Origin of the sequence: Paenibacillus melissococcoides (assembly GCA_944800085.1) — a bacterium.
GTDB lineage: Bacteria > Bacillota > Bacilli > Paenibacillales > Paenibacillaceae > Paenibacillus_B > Paenibacillus_B melissococcoides.
Genome location: CALYLO010000015.1, coordinates 38,715 through 58,372 on the forward strand (window position 1 = coordinate 38,715; position 19,658 = coordinate 58,372).

General features: G+C 56.5%; 15 protein-coding genes. 6 read left to right on the forward strand and 9 right to left on the reverse strand.

The window, feature by feature from the left end; all coding sequences use genetic code 11:
- Nucleotides 1-85 precede the first annotated feature (85 nt).
- The 5 genes from OCY70_RS32250 (at nucleotide 86) to OCY70_RS32270 (ending at nucleotide 4,301) form a co-directional block, all read left to right on the forward strand.
- Complete coding sequence (locus OCY70_RS32250; protein WP_006675416.1) at nucleotides 86-319, forward strand: hypothetical protein; 234 nt, start codon at nucleotides 86-88, stop codon at nucleotides 317-319.
- 255 nt (nucleotides 320-574) lie between these two features.
- On the forward strand, nucleotides 575-1,255 hold the full coding sequence (locus OCY70_RS32255; protein ID WP_213426122.1) for a response regulator transcription factor: 681 nt from the start codon (nucleotides 575-577) through the stop codon (nucleotides 1,253-1,255).
- A gap of 134 nt (nucleotides 1,256-1,389) precedes the next feature.
- Complete coding sequence (locus OCY70_RS32260; protein ID WP_213426049.1) at nucleotides 1,390-2,253, forward strand: class I SAM-dependent methyltransferase; 864 nt, start codon at nucleotides 1,390-1,392, stop codon at nucleotides 2,251-2,253.
- Nucleotides 2,250-2,948 carry an RluA family pseudouridine synthase gene (locus OCY70_RS32265; RefSeq protein ID WP_213426050.1) on the forward strand — a complete coding sequence of 233 codons (699 nt, stop codon included), beginning with the start codon at nucleotides 2,250-2,252 and terminating at the stop codon, nucleotides 2,946-2,948. Before OCY70_RS32260 ends, OCY70_RS32265 begins: the two co-directional genes overlap by 4 nt.
- A 33-nt stretch (nucleotides 2,949-2,981) precedes the next feature.
- Nucleotides 2,982-4,301: a CapA family protein gene (locus OCY70_RS32270; protein WP_249724413.1), complete on the forward strand. Its 1,320-nt coding sequence runs from the start codon at nucleotides 2,982-2,984 to the stop codon at nucleotides 4,299-4,301.
- Between the two features lie 29 nt (nucleotides 4,302-4,330).
- Here OCY70_RS32270 and OCY70_RS32275 read toward each other — a convergent pair whose 3' ends face one another.
- Entirely contained in the window at nucleotides 4,331-4,789 is a 459-nt protein-coding gene (locus OCY70_RS32275) for a MarR family winged helix-turn-helix transcriptional regulator (protein ID WP_213426051.1), read from the reverse strand.
- A gap of 246 nt (nucleotides 4,790-5,035) precedes the next feature.
- Here OCY70_RS32275 and OCY70_RS32280 point away from each other — a divergent pair, with 246 nt between their 5' ends.
- A complete protein-coding gene (locus OCY70_RS32280) occupies nucleotides 5,036-5,206 on the forward strand; it encodes a hypothetical protein (protein ID WP_213426125.1) in 171 nt (56 codons plus the stop codon).
- Here the strand turns inward: OCY70_RS32280 and gyrA are convergent.
- The 8 genes from gyrA to OCY70_RS32320 form a co-directional block, all read right to left on the reverse strand.
- Nucleotides 5,203-7,650, reverse strand: coding sequence for a DNA gyrase subunit A (gene gyrA, locus OCY70_RS32285; protein WP_213426052.1), 2,448 nt, complete (start codon nucleotides 7,648-7,650; stop codon nucleotides 5,203-5,205). The genes OCY70_RS32280 and gyrA overlap by 4 nt on opposite strands.
- A gap of 15 nt (nucleotides 7,651-7,665) precedes the next feature.
- Entirely contained in the window at nucleotides 7,666-9,657 is a 1,992-nt protein-coding gene (gene parE / locus OCY70_RS32290; RefSeq protein WP_213426053.1) for a DNA topoisomerase IV subunit B, read from the reverse strand.
- A 184-nt stretch (nucleotides 9,658-9,841) separates the two neighbouring features.
- The gene (locus OCY70_RS32295; protein ID WP_213426054.1) at nucleotides 9,842-10,831 is read right to left on the reverse strand and encodes an ABC transporter permease; all 990 of its coding nucleotides are present in this window, start codon (nucleotides 10,829-10,831) and stop codon (nucleotides 9,842-9,844) included.
- Entirely contained in the window at nucleotides 10,824-11,789 is a 966-nt protein-coding gene (locus OCY70_RS32300; RefSeq protein WP_213426055.1) for an ABC transporter ATP-binding protein, read from the reverse strand. Before OCY70_RS32300 ends, OCY70_RS32295 begins: the two co-directional genes overlap by 8 nt.
- 24 nt (nucleotides 11,790-11,813) lie before the next feature.
- Nucleotides 11,814-12,629, reverse strand: coding sequence for a GDSL-type esterase/lipase family protein (locus tag OCY70_RS32305; RefSeq protein ID WP_213426056.1), 816 nt, complete (start codon nucleotides 12,627-12,629; stop codon nucleotides 11,814-11,816).
- A gap of 957 nt (nucleotides 12,630-13,586) precedes the next feature.
- Nucleotides 13,587-15,449, reverse strand: a complete 1,863-nt coding sequence (locus OCY70_RS32310) for an ABC transporter ATP-binding protein (protein WP_213426057.1) — start codon at nucleotides 15,447-15,449, stop codon at nucleotides 13,587-13,589.
- A complete protein-coding gene (locus OCY70_RS32315; protein ID WP_213426058.1) occupies nucleotides 15,446-17,218 on the reverse strand; it encodes an ABC transporter ATP-binding protein in 1,773 nt (590 codons plus the stop codon). Before OCY70_RS32315 ends, OCY70_RS32310 begins: the two co-directional genes overlap by 4 nt.
- Nucleotides 17,219-17,570: 352 nt before the next feature.
- Complete coding sequence (locus tag OCY70_RS32320; protein WP_306433899.1) at nucleotides 17,571-19,592, reverse strand: dynamin family protein; 2,022 nt, start codon at nucleotides 19,590-19,592, stop codon at nucleotides 17,571-17,573.
- Nucleotides 19,593-19,658: the final 66 nt, after the last annotated feature.

The window sequence follows — 19,658 nt, forward strand, 5'->3', positions numbered from 1 at the left end:
TCTTTTGATTTTAATGTTCATTTAATGTTCCTTTCGTAGAATGACTATAACGGAAATAATCAGAAGTTGAAGGAGGTCCGTTACTATGAAAACAGTCTTTATCGATTTTCAGGAGCGTAAAATTCCCGTGTTTTGCACAAATATATCGCACAAAAATACATTCACGTTGCTAATGGAAGCATTGAACACGAAGGTGCGTACAGGCAAGAAAGCCATCAAGACCTGTCTCGAATCCTTGATTAGCATCGAGATCATCGGGTCGGAGGCGATTCTGCATTCCAAGCGGGAGATGGACTCGCTCGCGCTGTCACTGTATTGAGCCGGACTGGACATGTCCTCAGCCTTGAATCGAATAGGGAACTGCGCCTGAACCTGAACCGCGGCGCCTGTCCTCATATTGGACAGGCGCCGTTTTATGTCGGAACACCCCTATCCTGCTCGGGCCGCGTGCAAGAGGCCGATCTCGTTCACTTGTTCCTATGAAAACGCATGTATAGATTGTCATCATCTGACAACATTCGCTATAATGGGAAGAAGAGCGGAGGGGATGACCGGTAATGAATGACGTACGGATATTAATCATGACGAATGGGAAATCACCGAGCTTATCTCGTTGTATTTAAGGCGTGAGGGGTATCAGGTCTTCGTGGCGGATAACGGATATTCTGCCTTGCACATGGTCAAGGAGACCAATCCCGATCTCATCATTCTCGATATTTTGCTGAAGTCGCTGGATGGCTACGAAGTGTGCAAGGAAATACGCAAAACATCCTCCGTCCCGATTCTGTTTATCAGCTGCAAAAGCGAGGACATGGATATTATTATGGGTCTGACTGTAGGCGGCGATGATTATATCACGAAGCCGTTCAGCCCCGGCCAACTGGTGGCCAGAGTCAAGGCTCACTTGCGCAGAACGCTGCAGTCCTGCTCTACCCTGCTTTCACCATCTGCCCACCAATTGCATTATGGCGAACTGGAGATCAATCTGCTCAGCCACGACGTGAAGGTCGGCGGCAGAACCGTTTCTCTGTCTGTGAAGGAATTCGATCTGTTGACCTATCTCGCCAAATCCCCGAACAAAGTATTCAAGCTCGAACAGTTGTATCAGCATATATGGAATTCCGAGAGCTTCGGCGACACGCGCACGTTGATGGTGCACATTAGCAATCTGCGGAAAAAAATCGAGCGCGATCCCGCCCACCCCCGTTATATCGTCACCGTTCGAGGCGTAGGCTACAAGTTTCAATATGAATAAAACCGACGCGACTGCCCGTATGATGCCAATGATGCCATACGGGCATGTTTGCATGCGGATTTTCTGGCGCCCGCCGTTCCGTTATAGTACAATAACGCTTAGTGACTGAAGTCAGAAAGGAAGTAGTGCACGATATGTATATGGCAAAAGATTGGCAAGATTACGAAGTCATCGACACCGGGAGCGGCGAGAAATTGGAGCGCTGGGGCGATGTCATCCTGCGCCGCCCGGATCCGCAAATTATATGGCCTATCGAGCGGGAGACGAAGCATTGGCATGAGGTTCACGGCCACTACCACCGCAGCTCTTCGGGAGGCGGCAGTTGGGAGATGAAGAAGCCGATTCCGGAACGCTGGTCGATACAGTACCGCGACTTGAAGTTCCATATCCGCCCGACCAACTTCAAGCATACCGGGCTTTTTCCGGAGCAAGCGGTGAACTGGGCCTGGATGATGGAGAAAATATCGCAGGCGAACCGCCCGATCAAAGTGCTGAATCTGTTCGCCTACACCGGCGGCGCGACCGTCGCATGCGCGTATGCGGGTGCGGAAGTATGCCATGTGGACGCGGCCAAAGGGATGGTCCAGTGGGCCAAAGAAAATGTGCAGTTATCCGGCCTCGCCTCCCGTCCGGTTCGCTTCATTACGGATGATGTGTTCAAATTCGTGCAGCGGGAGGAGCGCCGCGGCAACAAGTACGACGCCATTATTATGGACCCTCCATCATACGGCAGAGGACCCGGCGGCGAGACATGGAAGCTGGAGCAGAGCTTGTACCCGTTCCTCGCCTCCTGCATGAAAATCATGTCGGACAACCCGCTGTTCCTGCTTATCAACTCGTATACGACCGGGCTGTCCCCGTCCGTACTGAGCAATTTGCTCAGCATGACGATGAAGAAGCGGTACGGAGGAAAAATTACGAGCGGCGAAATCGGACTGCCGATTACGCAATCCGGACTGGTGCTTCCATGCGGCATCCTGGGACGCTGGGAGTCATGAACTCGATGCCGAACATAGATGTCCTGCATGAAGACAATCATGTCATCGTCGTCGTGAAGCCGCCGAACCTGCTGTCTCAGGCCGATGATACCGGGGATATGGACATGCTCACGGCGATCAAGCAGGATTTGAAGATACGACACAACAAGCCGGGCAATGTATACCTCGGCCTCGTTCACCGGCTGGATCGCCCCGTCGGCGGCGCGATGGTGTTCGCGAAGACCTCGAAGGCGGCCTCCCGGCTGTCGGATACGGTACGCAAGCGGGAGCTGGGCAAGGAATATATCGCCGTCGTGCATGGCGTTCCGGCTTCCCCGGAGGGCACCCTGAAGCATACGCTGCTCAAGGATGCCCGGACCAATACGGTCCGCGTCGTGCCTCCCGGCACGGCGGGAGGCAAGGAAGCGGTGCTCGACTATGACGTGCTCGGGAGCGCCGAAGGCATGTCGCTTGTCCGGATTGCGCTGCACACCGGGAGACCGCATCAGATTCGCGTCCAGATGAAGCAGTTGGGCTGCCCGCTGTACGGAGATCAAAAATACGGGGCCGAGTTCAATCGGCCGGGCCAGCAGCTCGCGCTCTGGTCGCGGCGGTTGACCTTCCCCCATCCGGTTACGAAGACGGAGATGGAGTTCTATTCCGCCCCGCCTCATGAATACCCTTGGACCATATGGAAGGACAGCATCCTTGACTGATGCTGCCTTGGTCTTAAGGGAAGGGAGTGGCACATGTTGAACAAATATCGATTTAAAGAGGGCAAGAGATTCATTTACGCAATGCTGGTCGTCCTGCTGCTGACCGCCTGCGGTTACCTCGCCTCCAATCCACATGCGCATCAGGGGCAGGCAGCCGCGCTGGAGGCCGGAGAGGAGCAACAGGCGGACACGGACACCGCCGAGGAAGCGGTGCCGGCGCCGACAGACGAGACTGACGCCGCAGCGGCAGCCGGAGAGCCCCCTGCGGAAGCCGAACCGTATACGCTGAGCGGCAGGCTCCTGGCCGTGGGCGATATTATGATGCATTCGCCGCAGTTCCCGGCTTATTTGAATCCGAAGACAGGCAAATATGATTTCCGCGGATTCTTCACGAACGTGAAGCCGATTTTGCATGAAGCAGACTGGTGCTGGGCGAATCTGGAGACCCCCTTGCTCGGGGGCGAGAAAGTATATACCGGCTACCCGATGTTCAATGCGCCGCCGGAGCTGGCCGACGCGCTGAAGGACGCCGGCTTCAACATCGTTACCGCCGCGAATAATCATACCTTGGACCGGCGGGAGCGCGGAGCGCTGCGAACGAGAGAAGTGCTCAAGGAGCGCGGCCTCGTCACGAAGGGCATCTCGGCTTCCCTATGGGAATCCAAGCAGCCGACACTGATAGAGAAGAACGGGATAACGATGGGGATTCTTGCTTATACATACGGAACGAACGGAATCCCGCTTCCTAAGGATAAGCCGTACCTCGTCTCTCTCATTGACGAAAAGTGCATGATCAAAGATATTCAGAAGACCCGCTCGGCGGGAGCCGATGTCGTGGTCATCGCCCTCCATTTCGGAACCGAGTACGAGCCGAATCCAAACAAAGAGCAGATCCGGCTGGCGCGCAAGCTCGTCCAAGCCGGAGCGGACATCATTCTTGGCTCGCACCCGCATGTGCTTCAGCCTTATGAACGCTTGACCGTCAAGGATAAGCACGGCCAGACGCGGGATGGACTTATTATTTATTCATTGGGTAACTTTATATCGAATCAACGAGGAGACGGCACAGATGTCGGTGTCATCTTCGGCGTCACGATCGAAAAGCATATGCCGGAAGGAACCATCGAGCTGAAGGATATATCGGCGGAGCCGACCTGGGTGTACATTCACGGGCCACATGAAAAGCGAAAATATAGCGTCATTCCTCTATCCACGGTCTTGAAGGATAAGGCGGATACACGGTTCACCAAGAAGCAGCGGCAGCAGATGTCCAACATGAAGCAGCGGGCGTCCAGCCACGTCGCCTCCATGTCCGAAGTGCCGGTGCTGCTTCAGGCACTGCCGGCCCGCTAACGCGATCGGCGCCCCCGGTATCACGGGGATTAACGCTTCGTGCCGGCCGCTACCGCCTCTGCATCGGGTGCAGGGGCGGCCGGCTTGTTCGCCAGCTTGCCCAGCAGCAGAATGAGCAGCTGCTGATTATGGGTGGAGATGCGATGCAGCGTATCATTCCAGTACGCTTCCCGAATCTCGATGCCGCGCCGCATCTCTTGTTCCCCGAACGGGGTAGCCTGAATCCACACGATTCGCCGATCGGCCGAGTCGCGTTCACGCATAATGAGCGCGTTCTTCTCCATCCGATCGAGCAATGTCGTGATCGCTGCCGGAGTCGTCGCCAGGTGCGGCAGCAGATCGGAAGGCTTCACCTTGCCGTACTCCGCCACCAGCTCAAGCACGACGAGCTGGCTTTCCGTCAGACTTGGCGCCAGCGCCTCATCCATTACCCCCTTGTAATCCTTCGACAACTTCGACCATAGCTTGGCAAATTCGGTTGCATGCATGTCCGCTGCTTCCCCCTTTTCTCCGTGCCGAGTTCAATTACGCGAATATCCGATTCCCAAAAACAAGTAAATTATACCACATGATCCACGCGCGGTCATCATTTCAGCCACGCTCTCGTACATGGTTCCCTTCTCCCGCCGGGGCTCCGGGCCGGATTCGGCACGCCGCGGGCCCGGTGCGCATAAGATAAAGCATAGGCGAATGTCCCCATTGATCCCCATACCGAATAGCGAGGAGGAATGCTGATGAAGTTCACCGATGACGAGCTTATCCACAAGGCCGTGAAGGCCGGATTCCTGAAGCAAGACCCGCAGTGGGTCGACCGGCTCGATGAACCGGTGCCCCTGCGGGTCCTGTTAGAATGGATAATCCGAATGCATGATGATCTGCATCCTCCGCACAAGCCGTTTGATTAATCGCCGCGCGGGGCGATCACCACCGCCGCTGTAATCTCTTCCCCTTTTTCTATAGGCACGAGGGAGCGGCCTTGCGCCTTCCGGTCCATCAATGGCGCTTGTTCGGTCAGCAGCGTATGGGCATGTCCCGCATCGGTAATGAACGTAATCGGATAGGCGGTCTTGCTGAAGAAGGCGCCGATCAGGCGGGTTCCATTCGGTTTCACGCGCTTGCCCTCTTTGAACTCGAAGGTGGCGATCCCTTTGCCGCCGCGTCCTTGGGTCGGATAGTCGAGCAGCAGCGAACGCTTGCCCCATCCGAGATCCGACATGACCGTAATTTCTCCTTCGTCTCCCATGACTTGAAGCGCCGCGGCGACATCATCGTCTTCCTTCAGTTGAATGCCGCGCACGCCGCCGGCGGCCCGTCCCATCACGCTAACCTCTTCCTCGGCAAAGCGGATGGACATCCCGAGCTTCGTGACAAGCATGAGATCATGCGAGCCGTCGCTCGGCAGCACCGTCACCACTTCATCGGACTTGGCGACCTTGCAGGCCGCGATCGCCCCGGAACGGTTCGTCTCGTACTCCTTGAGCAGCGTGCGCTTCACCTGGCCGCGCTTGGTTACGAAGAGCAAGGAGGAGTGCTCGTCGGCGAACGATTTGACCGGAATGACGCTGACGATGCGATCTTCCTTCCCGATCGGAATCACATTCACGATCGCCGTGCCATTGTCCTTCCATTTGAATTCGGGCAGCAGATGAACCGGCAGGGAGAAATATTGCCCCCGCTGCGTGAACAGCAGCAGCCGATCCAGCGTATTGACCTCGAACACATGGCGGATATAGTCGCCTTCCTTCACGCCGGAGCCTTCCCATTCCCCGCCCGAACGGGTGAACGAGAGCAGGCTCGTCCGCTTGATGTAGCCTTCGTTCGATAAGGTCACGATGACATCCTCGGCATTGACGATCACTTCCAGGTTGACCTTGATCTCCTCGACCTCGCCCTGGATGACCGAACGTCTGTCGATGCCGTATTTATTGCGAATCTCGTTCAGTTCCTTCTTAATAACGGAGAGCAGCTTGCGCTCATTGTCCAGAATCGAGCGGAACTCCGTAATTTTTTTCCGGATATCGTCAAGCTCCTTCGTCAGGGCCGTCAGCTCCAGATTGGTCAGGCGGTATAATTGCAGCGTCAGGATGGCATCGGCCTGCCGCTCCGTGAAGCCGTACTTGTCCATCAGATTGGCTTGCGCATCCTGGCGGTTTTTGGAGCCCTTGATCGTGGCGATGACATCGTCCAATATATCGAGCGCTTTGACCAAGCCTTCAAGCACATGGGCCCGGTCCTCCAATTTATTCAGATCGTAACGGGTACGGTTCGTTACGACTTCCTTCTGATGGCTGATGTACTGCTCCAGCATCGGCTTGAGGCCGAGCTGCTGCGGAGCCTTGTTCACGATCGCGACCATATTGAAGTTGTAGACGATTTGGAGATCCGTCTTTTTCAGCAAATAATTCAGAATTCCGTTCGCATCCGCATCCTTCTTCAGCTCGACGACGATACGCAGGCCGTCGCGGCCGCTCTCGTCCCGAACCTCCGCAATGCCGTCTACCTTCTTCTCCAGCCGGATGTTCTCCATCGACGTGACAAGCCGCGCCTTGACGACTTGATATGGAATCTCGGTAATGACGATCTGCTGCTTGCCGCCGCGGATATCCTCGATCTCGGTCTTCGCCCGAATGTAAATCCGGCCCCGTCCGGTCCGATACGCATCGCGGATGCCGTCTTCCCCCATAATAATCCCGCCGGTCGGGAAATCCGGCCCATGCACGATCTGCATCAGCTCGTCCAGTTCCATCGCCGGCTTGTCGATCAGCGCGGTGCAAGCATCGATGATCTCGCGCAGATTATGGGTAGGAATCTCGGTGGCGAAGCCGGAAGAAATCCCGCTGACCCCGTTCACAAGCAGATTCGGAAAGCGCGCGGGCAGAACGGAAGGCTCCTTATCCGTATTATCGAAATTCGGACGGAATTGGACCGTATCCTTCTCAATATCTCTCAGCAGTTCCATCGCGATCGAAGACAGCCGCGCTTCCGTATACCGCATCGCCGCTGCCGGATCGTCATCCTGCGAGCCCCAGTTGCCGTGGCCGTCCACGAGCACATGCCCCATCTTCCAAGGCTGGGCCATGCGCACCATCCCGTCATAAATCGACGCGTCCCCGTGCGGATGGTAGTTCCCCATGACGTCCCCGACGGTCTTCGCCGACTTGCGGTACGGCTTGTCCGGCGTATTGCCGGATTCATACATCGCATACAGAATGCGGCGCTGGACCGGCTTGAGGCCGTCCCTGACATCGGGAATCGCGCGATCCTGGATTATATATTTGGAGTACCGGCCGAACCGGTCGCCGACAACATCTTCCAGAAACGCTGGTTTGAATTGTTCCGATACGCTCATCAGTTTCTCACCTTTCTATTCCTCGAACTCCGCAAAATCCACATTCTCCACGATCCAGCGCTTGCGCGGCTCCACCTTGTCGCCCATCAGCGTCGACACTCTGCGCTCCGCCTTGGCCGCATCCTCGATGCGAACCTGCAGCAGCGTGCGGGTCTCCGGATCCATCGTCGTCTCCCAGAGCTGCTCCGGATTCATTTCCCCGAGTCCCTTATACCGCTGAATCTCGGCGCTCGATCCGTACTGCTTCATGTAGTTGCTAAGCTGCTCATCGGACCAGGCGTAGCGCACCGACACATGCTTCCCTTTTTTATGCGTAATTTTATATAAAGGAGGCTGCGCAATGTACACCTTGCCTTGATCGATCAGCGGCTTCATATAGCGGTAGAAGAACGTCAGCAGCAGCACTTGAATATGCGCGCCGTCGGTATCGGCATCGGTCATGATGATAATCTTGGCATAGTTGCTCTCATCCGCCTCGAATTCCGTGCCGATGCCCGCTCCGATCGCGTGAATGATCGTGCGGTACTCGTCATTTTTCAAGATGTCCGCCAGCTTGGCTTTTTCCGGATTCAACGGCTTGCCCTTCAGCGGCAGAATCGCCTGGAAGCGCGAATCCCTGCCCTGCTTCGCCGATCCGCCCGCCGAGTCCCCTTCGACGATGAAGAGCTCATTGCGCGTATAATCCTTCGACTGGGCCGGCGTCAGCTTCCCGTTCAGGTTCGAGCTCTCGCTCCGCTTCTTCCCGCTGCGCACATCTTCTCTCGCCTTGCGGGCCGCCTCGCGCGCCTTGGAGGCCTGGATTGCCTTTTTGACGAGCATCTGGGCAACCTGCGGATTTTCCTCCAGGAAGATACTCATATGCTCGGACACGACCGTATCGACCGCGCTCCGCGCAGACGCGCTGCCCAGTTGATCCTTCGTCTGTCCGACGAACTCGACATCCGACATTTTCACGTTGATGACGGCCATCATGCCTTCGCGCAGGTCGTTGCCGTCGAGATTTTTGTCCTTCTCCTTGAGAAGGCTGTTCTTGCGCGCATATTCATTCATCACGCGCGTATAGGCGGTCTTGAAGCCCGTCTCATGCGTGCCGCCGCCGCGCGTCGGAATCGAGTTGACGAACGAAGCGATCGTCTCCGTATAACCGTCATTATACTGGAGCGCGACCTCCACTTCCGTATCGTCCTTCTCGGCCGCGAAATGAACGACTTCACTCAGCACATTCTTGCCTTCATTTAAAAAGCGGACAAATTCGCTTGCCCCGCCTTCATAGTAGAAGGTATCCTCCTTGCCGGTGCGTTCGTCCTTCAGCGTGACCTTCAGGCCGGAGTTGAGGAAGGCGATCTCCTGCAGCCGCTCCGCCAGATTGTCATAGCTCAAATGAATGTTGCCATGGAACACTTTCGCATCCGGCTTGAAGGTTACCTTCGTGCCGGTCTTGTTCGTATTTCCGATAATCTCGAGACCGGTTACCGGCTCCCCGACATGCTCCGTCCCGTTCTCATCCGTCCACGATTCGAAGCGCTGTCTGTGAATATGCCCGTCCCGGAAAATCTCCACCTCGAGCCACTCCGAGAGGGCGTTCGTCACCGAAGCGCCGACCCCGTGCAAGCCGCCTGATTTCTTATAGCCCGCGCCGCCGAACTTGCCCCCTGCGTGCAGCACCGTATAGACGACCTGCGGCGTCGGTACGCCTGTCTTATGCATGCCTGTCGGGATGCCGCGCCCGTTGTCACGGACCGTCACCGACTGGTCCTTATGAATCGTTACATCGATCTGAGAACAGAACTTGGCCAAATGCTCGTCCACGGCATTGTCCACAATCTCCCATACCAAATGATGCAGACCCGAGGAACTTGTACTGCCTATGTACATGCCCGGCCGCTTGCGAACCGCGACAAGCCCTTCCAGGACCTGAATATCGTCCGCTCCATATTCCCCGTTCCGGTTCTCCGATGCTCCCTCGTTGCCCGGCAGCTGTTTGAACAAATCGATTTGCTCGACCATTCCAGCTCCTCCTTCAATCCTTCATTCAAATATAACTGTCATAATCAAAAGAAAATCTGTCGCACCCGCAGGAAAGGAGAACACTCCCACCATGTATATCGTCCGGATGCAAACAGATGTTTCGCATTCTTGATAAGTTTGTCCGAAAATCTATACGAACAAGGAAAACAAGTACTTGTATATTCTAATTCAATATATCCTGTTTCGTAAAGACGCGGAATGCGACAATCAATCCGGCGGCTCCCCATACCGCTAATACGGCTAGGGAGAACGGCAGCGTCATCCCTTCCACGGGAGCCGGGGTTCCCGCCAAATAATCCGTCAGCTTCAGGTTAATCATGAATAAATATTTCGCTGTCGGCCAGGAAGAGGCCATATTGTATAGAATCGATCCGGCGATCAAGGTGGCCATCACCGTCACGATGCTGGCGGCCGTGCTGCGGACAAGCACCGAAATCATGAAACCGAGCGCGGCGACGACAATGCTCGAGAACCAGACAAGTCCGAGCTGCATCAGCATATAGAGCCAGGAAGGCACCGTATGCACCGCCTCGAAATTGACATCCGTTCCGCTCAAGGAGAAACCGGTGAAAATCGGATAGGTCCAGCCGCCGTAACCGAAGGCGAGCCCGGAGATAAGATAGGACAGCAGCGCTGTCAACAATACGATGATGCCAGTGAACATCATGAGCACAATCCATTTGCTGAGCAGCACCTTCCAGCGCCGGATCGGCCGGGTGAGCAGCATCTTAATCGTGCCCGTCGAACGTTCGGAGGACACGATGTCGCTCGCGATCGCCATGACAAGCAGCGGAATGAACAGCGTGACGGAATTGTCCAAAAAGGTACGGGTAAAGGTAACCCCGTTCGGGTCGCTCGGATTGATATTATGATCGAGATTATATTGAAGCTGCTGCAGGACGATGCGCCGGTACTTCTTCCATTCCTCCGGCACCCGATCGCTGCCGAGCGAGTTCTGGATGTCCGTAATCCGCTGCTGCAGCTCCAAACGCCAGTCTTGCTGGAATTTTTCGCGGTTGTTTTCCACAGTTTTCATTTGCGCGTAGGTGAAGACCGGAATAATGATGATAAGGATAAGCAGGATGACATAAAAGCGGTTCTTCCTCAACACTTTGATCATCTCGTTCTGAATCAAAGGCAACAGGCTACTCAATGCGCTCCCCCTCCGTTATCTCCAAAAATAGCTGTTCCAGGGTCGGCATGATACGTTGGATTCCTTCGACTTCGATACCCGCATCCAGCAAGCTTCGGTTCAGCCCTGCAATCCGATCCGGAGCCGTCTCCGTCAAAATCGCGTCCTCCGGCAGCCCGACAAGCGCCGCGGCGTCGATGACGCCCTCTTCCCGGCTGTAGAAGCGGACCGCGCCGCTGCGCTCCAGAATCTCCCGCGCCTTCGCGGCCGGATGCGCCTGCCAGATGACGAACTGATTCCTTCCGGTCAGCAGCCGCTCGACATCATCGACAGCCAGCACCCTCCCGCGGCTAATAATCGCGACGCGATCGCACATCAGCTGAATCTCGCTCAGCAAATGGCTGGAGACGAACACGGCCATGCCGCTGTCGGCCAGCTCGCGAATGAAGACGCGCAGCTCCTTGATGCCGAGCGGATCGAGCCCGTTCGTCGGCTCATCCAGAATAAGCAGCTTCGGCCGCCCGAGCAGCGCCTGCGCGATGCCGAGGCGCTGCCGCATGCCGAGAGAATAAGTTTTGACCCGGTCATGGATCCGGTTCGACAGACCGACGATGTCGACGACCTCCTGAATTCGTTCGGGTCCCAGCTCCGGCATCATGCGGGCGAAATGTTCTAAATTTTCCCATCCGGTCAAAAAGTTATACATCTCGGGGTTCTCGACGATCGATCCGACATAGCGCAGGGCCCGCTCCGGCTCGCGGTTCACATCGAATCCGCATACTTCAATGCGCCCCGATGTCGGCTTAATGAGATCGACGAGCATGCGAATCGTCGTCGTCTTGCCCGACCCGTTCGGGCCGAGAAAGCCAAAAATTTCCCCTGCCCGCACATCGAAAGTGACATCATTAATGATAGACTTGCGGCCGATTCGCTTCACGACTTGCTGCACCGACAGTACGGTGGATGAATCCATGCTCATAAGCTTCCTCCTCTCACGCGCTCCTTACCGGATGCTCTGGACGATGCGCTCCGCGATCGCCTGATAGCCATCCCCGTTCGGGTGAAAATGATCCGAAGACAAATAACTTCCGATATTTTGCTGGAACAAGTCGAACGTCGGCACGAGCAGCATATTCCCGTCCTGATTGATGATGCGAAACGCCTCATCGTTCCATTTCTGAATGACCGAATTCCCGATTTGCTTCATTTCCTGCAGATCGGCGAACGGATTGTAGAGCCCGACATAGACGATAAGCGCATCCGGATTCCAACGGCGAATGCCCTCCAATATGCGCTTCAGATCGGCCGTCCCCTTCTCGGTCTTCGCCAGCAGCGCGCGCTCATCCATCGCGGAAGGGCTCATCTGCTCGCTCTGGGCGCTCTGGAACAGATCATTGCCGCCAATCGTCAGCAGAATGACATTCGCCTTCTTCAGCACGTACCCGATACTCTCTTGCTCAATGCGTTCGGCTAACTGCTCCGCCCTCAAGCCGTTGATCCCCATATTATTAAGCAGCGTGACCGGCTTATCCGCCCCTTCCTTCAGTAAGGACACCGTCCGGCGCACATAGCCCTCGCCCGTGCCGTCACCGGTGCCTCTCGTCAGCGAATCGCCCAGCGACGCAATCAGCAGCTCCTTCGAACGGCTCGTCTCCTCTACAGGAGGCAGCTTCATCTCCGGCTTATCCGTGAACGGCACGGACGCCGGCCGTAAAATATCCGCTACCCCGAAGCCAAAACCGATGATGAGCACAACCGTAGACAAACATCCGAATATGACAATCCAACTCCATAATTGCGACATCGGTCTGCGCTGCATATCCTTCCTCCCTCAACAACATTGCCCGGACAACCGGAACTCCCTCCACAAATGGCCGACTTGCTACGTATACTGCCATGCGACTGACAGTACATGCTATATTTTATTAGAATACCTGTTCGCGTGCCGATTTGCAAACAAGCCCCCTCGCGCTCCGCAATAAATAAGCCCCGCTCCGGGGCAATCGGGTTGGTTCACCGCGCCTCCCATGCCGTAGAGAGATGGCCGCCGCCAGTCTCCCAACCTTCCAACGTTCTTTTCACCATTCTCCCTTCCGGTCAGGTTCATTTCCTCTATAAGCATCTATTGGTGCGCTCTCCCATCTCGTCAGGCCACTCTGCACTTTTTGATGGGCTCTCTCTTCTAATCAGGTTGTTCTATCTCCTTGACCCGCTCTCCCTTCTTGTCACGCTACTCGCGTCGCTCTTGGCACTCTCCCTTCTGCTCAGGTTCGCCCAATTATGCTCCTCGCATATCCTTTTGCATACTATACCTTTCGATCAGATTGCGCATGGTAGTCGCTTCAATGGTTGAGATCCTTCAATGGTTTATGTGAGATCCTTCAGTGGCTTAATGAACGAATTATCATTGAACCCTTACTTAATGAACCAAGACTCTTTCTCCATTCGGGAAATGAAAAGGAACAATATTGAACTTTCAGGATAAATGATACCCGCCATTCTGAGAAAAAGGAGAGTATCTGTAAGAGGTTCGGGACAGACACAATGCACTTGCTAATTCCAACTTCGGTCCTGCGAAAAAGCGAGTATGCGGGAAACAAATGCTGCCTCTAGACCGGATCATTGGGGAGAGTGCAGATAAAGGGGACTAAACCTATTCGCCCCCCACTTCAGTCCCGACACTGTTCACATCAAAAAGCTCCACCCTCGGAACCTCCACAATCCGCATTTCGCGGTCCAGGTCGATTCCGAACGAATGGAGCCATTTTTCTTCCGCTTACATATATTTGTATTGGGCGGCGACAAGGCCGTAGTACGTTCCTTGCTTCGCCATCAGCTCTTGATGCGTGCCCTGCTCCTGAATCACCCCGTGATCCAGGACGATGATGTTATCGCAGTGGCGAATCGTCGACAGCCTGTGGGCAATGATGAACGAAGTCCGGCCCTGCAGCAGCGTCTTCAGCGCTTCCTGGATTTTCAGCTCGGTCTCGGTGTCGATGCTCGCCGTCGCCTCGTCCAGAATGAGAATGCGCGGATTCGCCAGCAGCGCCCGAGCGAACGAAAGCAATTGCCGCTGTCCCATGGAGAGCAGATTGCCCCGCTCCTGCACCTCGGTATCATACCCGTCCTTCAGCTTGACGATGAAGTCATGCGCGAATACCGCCTTGGCGGCCGCCTCGACTTCCGCATCCGTCGCATCTAACCGTCCGAAGCGGATGTTGTCGCGAATCGTGCCCGAGAAGATAAATGTATCCTGCAGCACGATGCCGATCTGAGAGCGAAGACTTTCCAGCGTCACATCCCGGATATCGATGCCGTCAACGAGCACGCGGCCTTCCGTCGGATCGTAGAACCGGCTGAGCAGGCTGATAATGGTGCTTTTCCCGGAGCCGGTATGGCCGACGAGGGCAATCGATTGGCCCGCTTTGGCGGACAGGGAGATGTTGCGCAGCGCCGGGCGGCCTTTCTCGTATTCGAACACGATGTTTTCGAAGCTCACGTCGCCGTGCACTTCCGGCATCTTCCGCGCATGCTCCTGCTCCGCGATGGTCGGGCGTTCATCCATGAATTCGAAGATGCGCTCCGACGAAGCCATCGCAATCAGCATTTGCGAATACATCTGGCCGAGCCGGTTAATCGGTTCCCAGAAGTTCCCGATATACTGGGCGAAGGCGAACAGAACGCCGACCGTAATCGCCTCGGTCTCCACGAGATGCGACCCGAGCATGAACAGGATAAACGCGCCGATCGCGCTCGTAATCTCGATGACTGGGCCGAACGTCTGGTTCATGGCGGACGCCCGATCCCATGATTTCTTGTTGACGCGGTTCATGTGCTCGAAATATTCCATGTTCGCTTGCTCTTGCGCGTACGCCTGCGTTACCCGAATGCCCTGAATCGCTTCGTTCAAGTGAGAGTTGATCCGCGACTGCTTGATGCGCACATCCTGCCAGGCGAAACGAATCTTTTTCCGGAGCTTGGTCGAGATCAGAAACATAATCGGCACGGTAATCATGACCGCTACCGCCAGCTGCACGTTCAGGAACAGCAAAATGATGATGATCCCGAGCAGCTGCAAGCAGTCAACGAGCGTATTGACAGCGCCATTCGTGAACAGATCCTGCAGCGAGTTGACGTCGTTGGTAATCCGAACGAGCACGGAACCTGCCGGACGCTTGTCATAGAAATGGAAAGACAGCTTCTGAATATGCTTGAACAGGTCGGCCCGCAGATCGTAAATGATCCGCTGCCCGATCACGTTCATGAACTTGATGCGGAACGCGTTGGCCGCCCACTGCACGAGGTACAGGCCGAATACCGTCCCGGCGATAATATAGAGCAGCCGTGTCGAAGGATCCCCGACCGCCGGCTGTATCGCATGGTCAATCGCGTAGCTGATAAGGAACGGGATCGCCAGCTTTGTGATGGTGCCCAGAACCATCATGATGATGAGCACTGGGAGCAGCTGCTTGCGGTATGGCTTCATATAGACGAGCAAGCGGCGCATCTGGGCCCAGTTGAACGGCTTTTCGATGATCTCGTCATCCTGATAGACGAACCGGGAGCGCGTCTGTGATGGATCCTGCGAATTGTCACGCCCCTTCCGGCCGGCGGCAGCCGCTTCGTTCATCGCGCTCATGCTCTCACCTGCTCTCTCGTGCCTGCCGCAGCGCCCTGCAGCTGGTCTGCATATTGAATATGATAGATATCCTGATATGTGCCCGGCACCTGAATCAGCTCGTCATGCGTGCCCCGTTGAATAATCTCGCCCTTGTCCAGGACGATAATCTCATCTGCATGACGCAAAGACGAAATGCGGTGCGCAATGATGAAGACCGTGCGCCCTTTCATCACTTCTTGGAAGCCGGCCTGAATCTCATGCTCGGTCTCCATGTCTACGGCGCTGGTCGCATCATCAAGAATAAGAATTTTCGGATCCTTCAACAGGGCGCGTGCGATCGCGATCCGCTGCTTCTGACCTCCAGAGAGCCCGAGTCCGCGTTCTCCGACAATCGTGTCGTAGCCGAGCGGGAGCTCCATGATGAAGTCATGCGCCTTGGACAGCTTGGCTACCCGAATTACATCCTCCATCGTTACGTCATCGCGTCCATAGGCAATATTATTATAGATGGAAGAAGAGAACAGGAACGTCTCCTGGAATACGGTCGCCATCTGGCTCCGCAGGCTCTGAATATCCAGATTGCGGATATCCTGTCCATCCAATAAAATACTGCCCTGCTTTACGTCATACGCCCGCATCAGCAGCTGGATAATCGTCGTCTTGCCGGAACCGGTTCCCCCGAGCAACCCGATAACCTTGCCGGGCTCCGCATCGATCGTCACATTGCGGATAGCGTCGACATCGCCTTCATAACGGAATGTTACGTCGTTGAACTGGACGTGGCCTTTGACCTGGCTGTCATCGAGCACAATCGCATCCTTCCGGTTCTGAACGTCGATCGGCGTGTCCAGCAGCTCCAGCACCCGTTCTCCCGACGCCTTCGACTGCGTATAGTTGTTGATGTGGAATCCAACGCCCCACATTGGCCCGATTATGTACCAGATCATGCTGAAGAACGAGACCAGTTCGCCCAGTGACATTGAACCGTTGATAACCTTCGTTCCCCCAAGCGCGATGAGGAGGACGATACAGAAGCAGGCCAGCATTTCCATTAGCGGAAAATAGCGTCCCCACAAAGTAGATGCATAGATTTGGTTTGCCTTGTAAGCTTCGTTCCGATCGGAAAACTTGTCGACTTCATGGCTCTCGCGCGCGAACGATTTGACGGTGCGCACGCCGGTAATGTTCTCCTGGACCGCCGTCGTCAATTGGCTGAACGCAATCCGCATTTCCCGGAATGCCGGATGAATCTTCGATTCGAAGCGAAAGGCGACAAAAACGAGCAGCGGAATGGAGACAAGGGTAGTTAGCGTTAACCCCCAATCGATCGAGAACATCATCGCAGCGCCGAATACCACCATCAGCACCATGTTCAGGATCTGGGCGAACCCGAACCCGACGAAGTTGCGAATCGCTTCCAAATCGGCGGTCAGGCGAGACATCAGGTCGCCCGTTCTTGCTTTGTCATAATACCGGAATGATAAAAATTGCAGCTTGCGGTAGCAGGCGCCTCTCATTTCATAGGCCACATGATTCCCCAGGCGTCCGCCAAAAAATCCGTGCAAAAATTGCAAAGTGCCTTTGATACTGACAACGACAACTACCGTTATTGCCAGCCAAGGCACCGATTCGAACCGCTTTTTTGCTATCACGTCGTCGATGAGGATGCGCAGCAGATTGGGATAAACCAATCCGAGCGCCGTCGCAACAATCAAGCAAAACACCGATGCGAACAGCAGGCCTCGTTTGGGCCAGTAGAACGAGCCGAGCTGTTTGAAGACGTTCATCGGACTTCTCCTCCCCTAAAGTGTCTTTCGTGGTGGCTGCTCAAATCATCTGTCCCCGCCGACGCGGCACACCGGAACGAATCGGAAGGCACATATTTTGAACGCGCACTCATTAGATGTATTGCAGTTTATCATCGGCCCCATTCAACGGCAAAACGGCAATTCGCTCATAATTCCGGGTATGACTTCCTATTTCGAGAATTCAGAGAACGAATCCGATGATCTCTTTTAAATCATCGGATTTCCTTCGATCCTAGCCGCTATAGACGCAATAACGCTTACCCCGTTCATACGTGGTAAGCGTTATCTCCGAATTGATGCCTTTTTGATATAGAAACCCGTTCAACTCATCTCAGTTCATCGTGCCCCGCACCGCCTCGATCGCTTGGCGCAGCGGCTCGGCGTCATAATCCGTCCGCGATGCCTCGTCCAGACGCTCGGCATGAGCGCGAAGCGCATCCTCCCATTGCCCGCGCAGCAGCCGGACGGTCTGGCTCATCTGCTGCAGCGCATGCTCCGCGAAGGCGTCGCGATGGTCGCGCACGGTCGATTGTATCGCTTGCGCCGCTTTTTCTTCAAGCGCTTGACGCAGCTCCTCGCGGCCGCCTCCTTCGAAGAAGGCTTTGGCGCTCCGGAAATAAGCGCGCAGCCAACGGACCGACACGCCCGCCGGTTCGGCCGGCTCCTGTACCTCCGGGGTCGGCCAGGATTCCAGCGGTTCCGCCGTCAAGGCGAAGCCTGGAAGCTGCTTCTCGCAATACTCGAGCAGACGCGCACGCTGTTCCTGTATGATTCGCTTCGACGTCTGCTCCAGTCGGAGCGATGTCGCGTACAGTTCATTGGACAACTCCTCGCGGAACAGGCGCAGCCATTCGCGGTAGCACCGTTCCAGCGCGGCGTCGCCGCCGCTGGCATCCTGGCGCAGGGAGGCGGGATTGAACGCGTACGCGAAGCTATCGTTGAACCGGTACAGCATTCGCTGCCGAACGTGGTACAGCAGCTCGTCGGCTTCCTGCTCCAGCCGGGCCCGCTCGTCGGCATGCAGCCACTCGCGGGCGCGCGCCTCGCAGTGGGCCGCCGCCTGCCGGAAATGCTCCGCCTGGCGGGCCCGCTCCGATGCGTCCGCATGCGCGGCATCCCACATCGCCCGCAGCTGCGAGAGCACCCGGCGCAGCTCCTGGCGGGATACTTCGGCGCTTAGGCCAGCCAGATCCTCCGAGGCGAAGCGGAGGAACTGCTCCTCGAAGGCGGCAAGGCCGGAAGCCTGCCACTCCTCCGCATCGCCCGAGAGCCGGGCTTCCAGCCCCCGCAGGCTCGAGACCGGGAACAAGCGCGGACGGCGGATGCCGAATTCCGTCAGCCGATCCGAGACGTAGCTTACCACCCCTTCCAGCTCTTCCCCGGATGCCGCCAGATCCGCAGCGTTGACGAGGAAGAACATCTTATCCAGCTCGAAGGCGTCCTTCACGCGGCCGAGCTGGGTCAGGAATTGGCGATCCGCTTGGGAGAAAGCATGGTTGTAATAGGTCACGAACAGGATGATATCCGCATTTTTCATATAATTGAAGGTGACGCCGGTATGACGGGCATTGATGGAGTCTGCGCCCGGCGTATCGACGAGCACGAACCCTTCCCGGGTCAGCGGGCTGTACAGGTGCAGATCGATCCGCTCCACGAAAGCGGACTTCCATTCATCCTTGACGTAGGCGCGGTATTCCTCCCAGCCGACATCGAGCTGCGCCCCAAGATGAGGACGCGCGTCATCATATCCGCGCTTGACCGCCTGAATGAAGCTGTAGTGCGGACGCCCGGTCGGGTGGAGCGTCTCCGGCGAATGCCGGCCCAGCGCCTTCAGCACCTCATCCATATCCATGGCAGCGGCCCCGCGCTCGCCCAGGCTCTCCAGCGCGAAGCGGACATCGTCGAGCAGCTTCGCCGCGCTCTTCATCGTGATGCGCGCCGTGCCATGCGGATGCTCCTCGGTCGGCGCCGCGATCGTATTAATGGCAGCCGTCGTCGGATTCGGCGAGACCGGAAGCGCGTCCTGGCCCATCAGGGCGTTGGCGAACGACGATTTCCCGGCGCTGAACGCCCCGAACAAGGCGACCGTGAACCGGTTCGCCTCAAGCCGCGCGGCCTTGTCGCGCAGCCCTTGCGCGAGCGGGCGCATCGCCGGCAGCGGCTCCAGCGCCTGCGCGGCCTGGGTTAGCCGCTGCGCCGCATCGCGCAGCAGCCGGCGCGCCCCGGCGGCTTGCACAGGCGCGCCCGCCGGCGGTTCCGCTGCAGCCGGCCGCGGTCCGCGCAGCGCAGGCGGCGCCGCTTCCGCCGCAGGGGAGGACTCCGCCGGCGGACGGCGCGGCTGCGCACGCTCCATCGGCGGCAGCAAGCGCTTCGGGTCGTCCGCTTCAATGGAACGGACGGACTCCCACGAGGCGAGCAG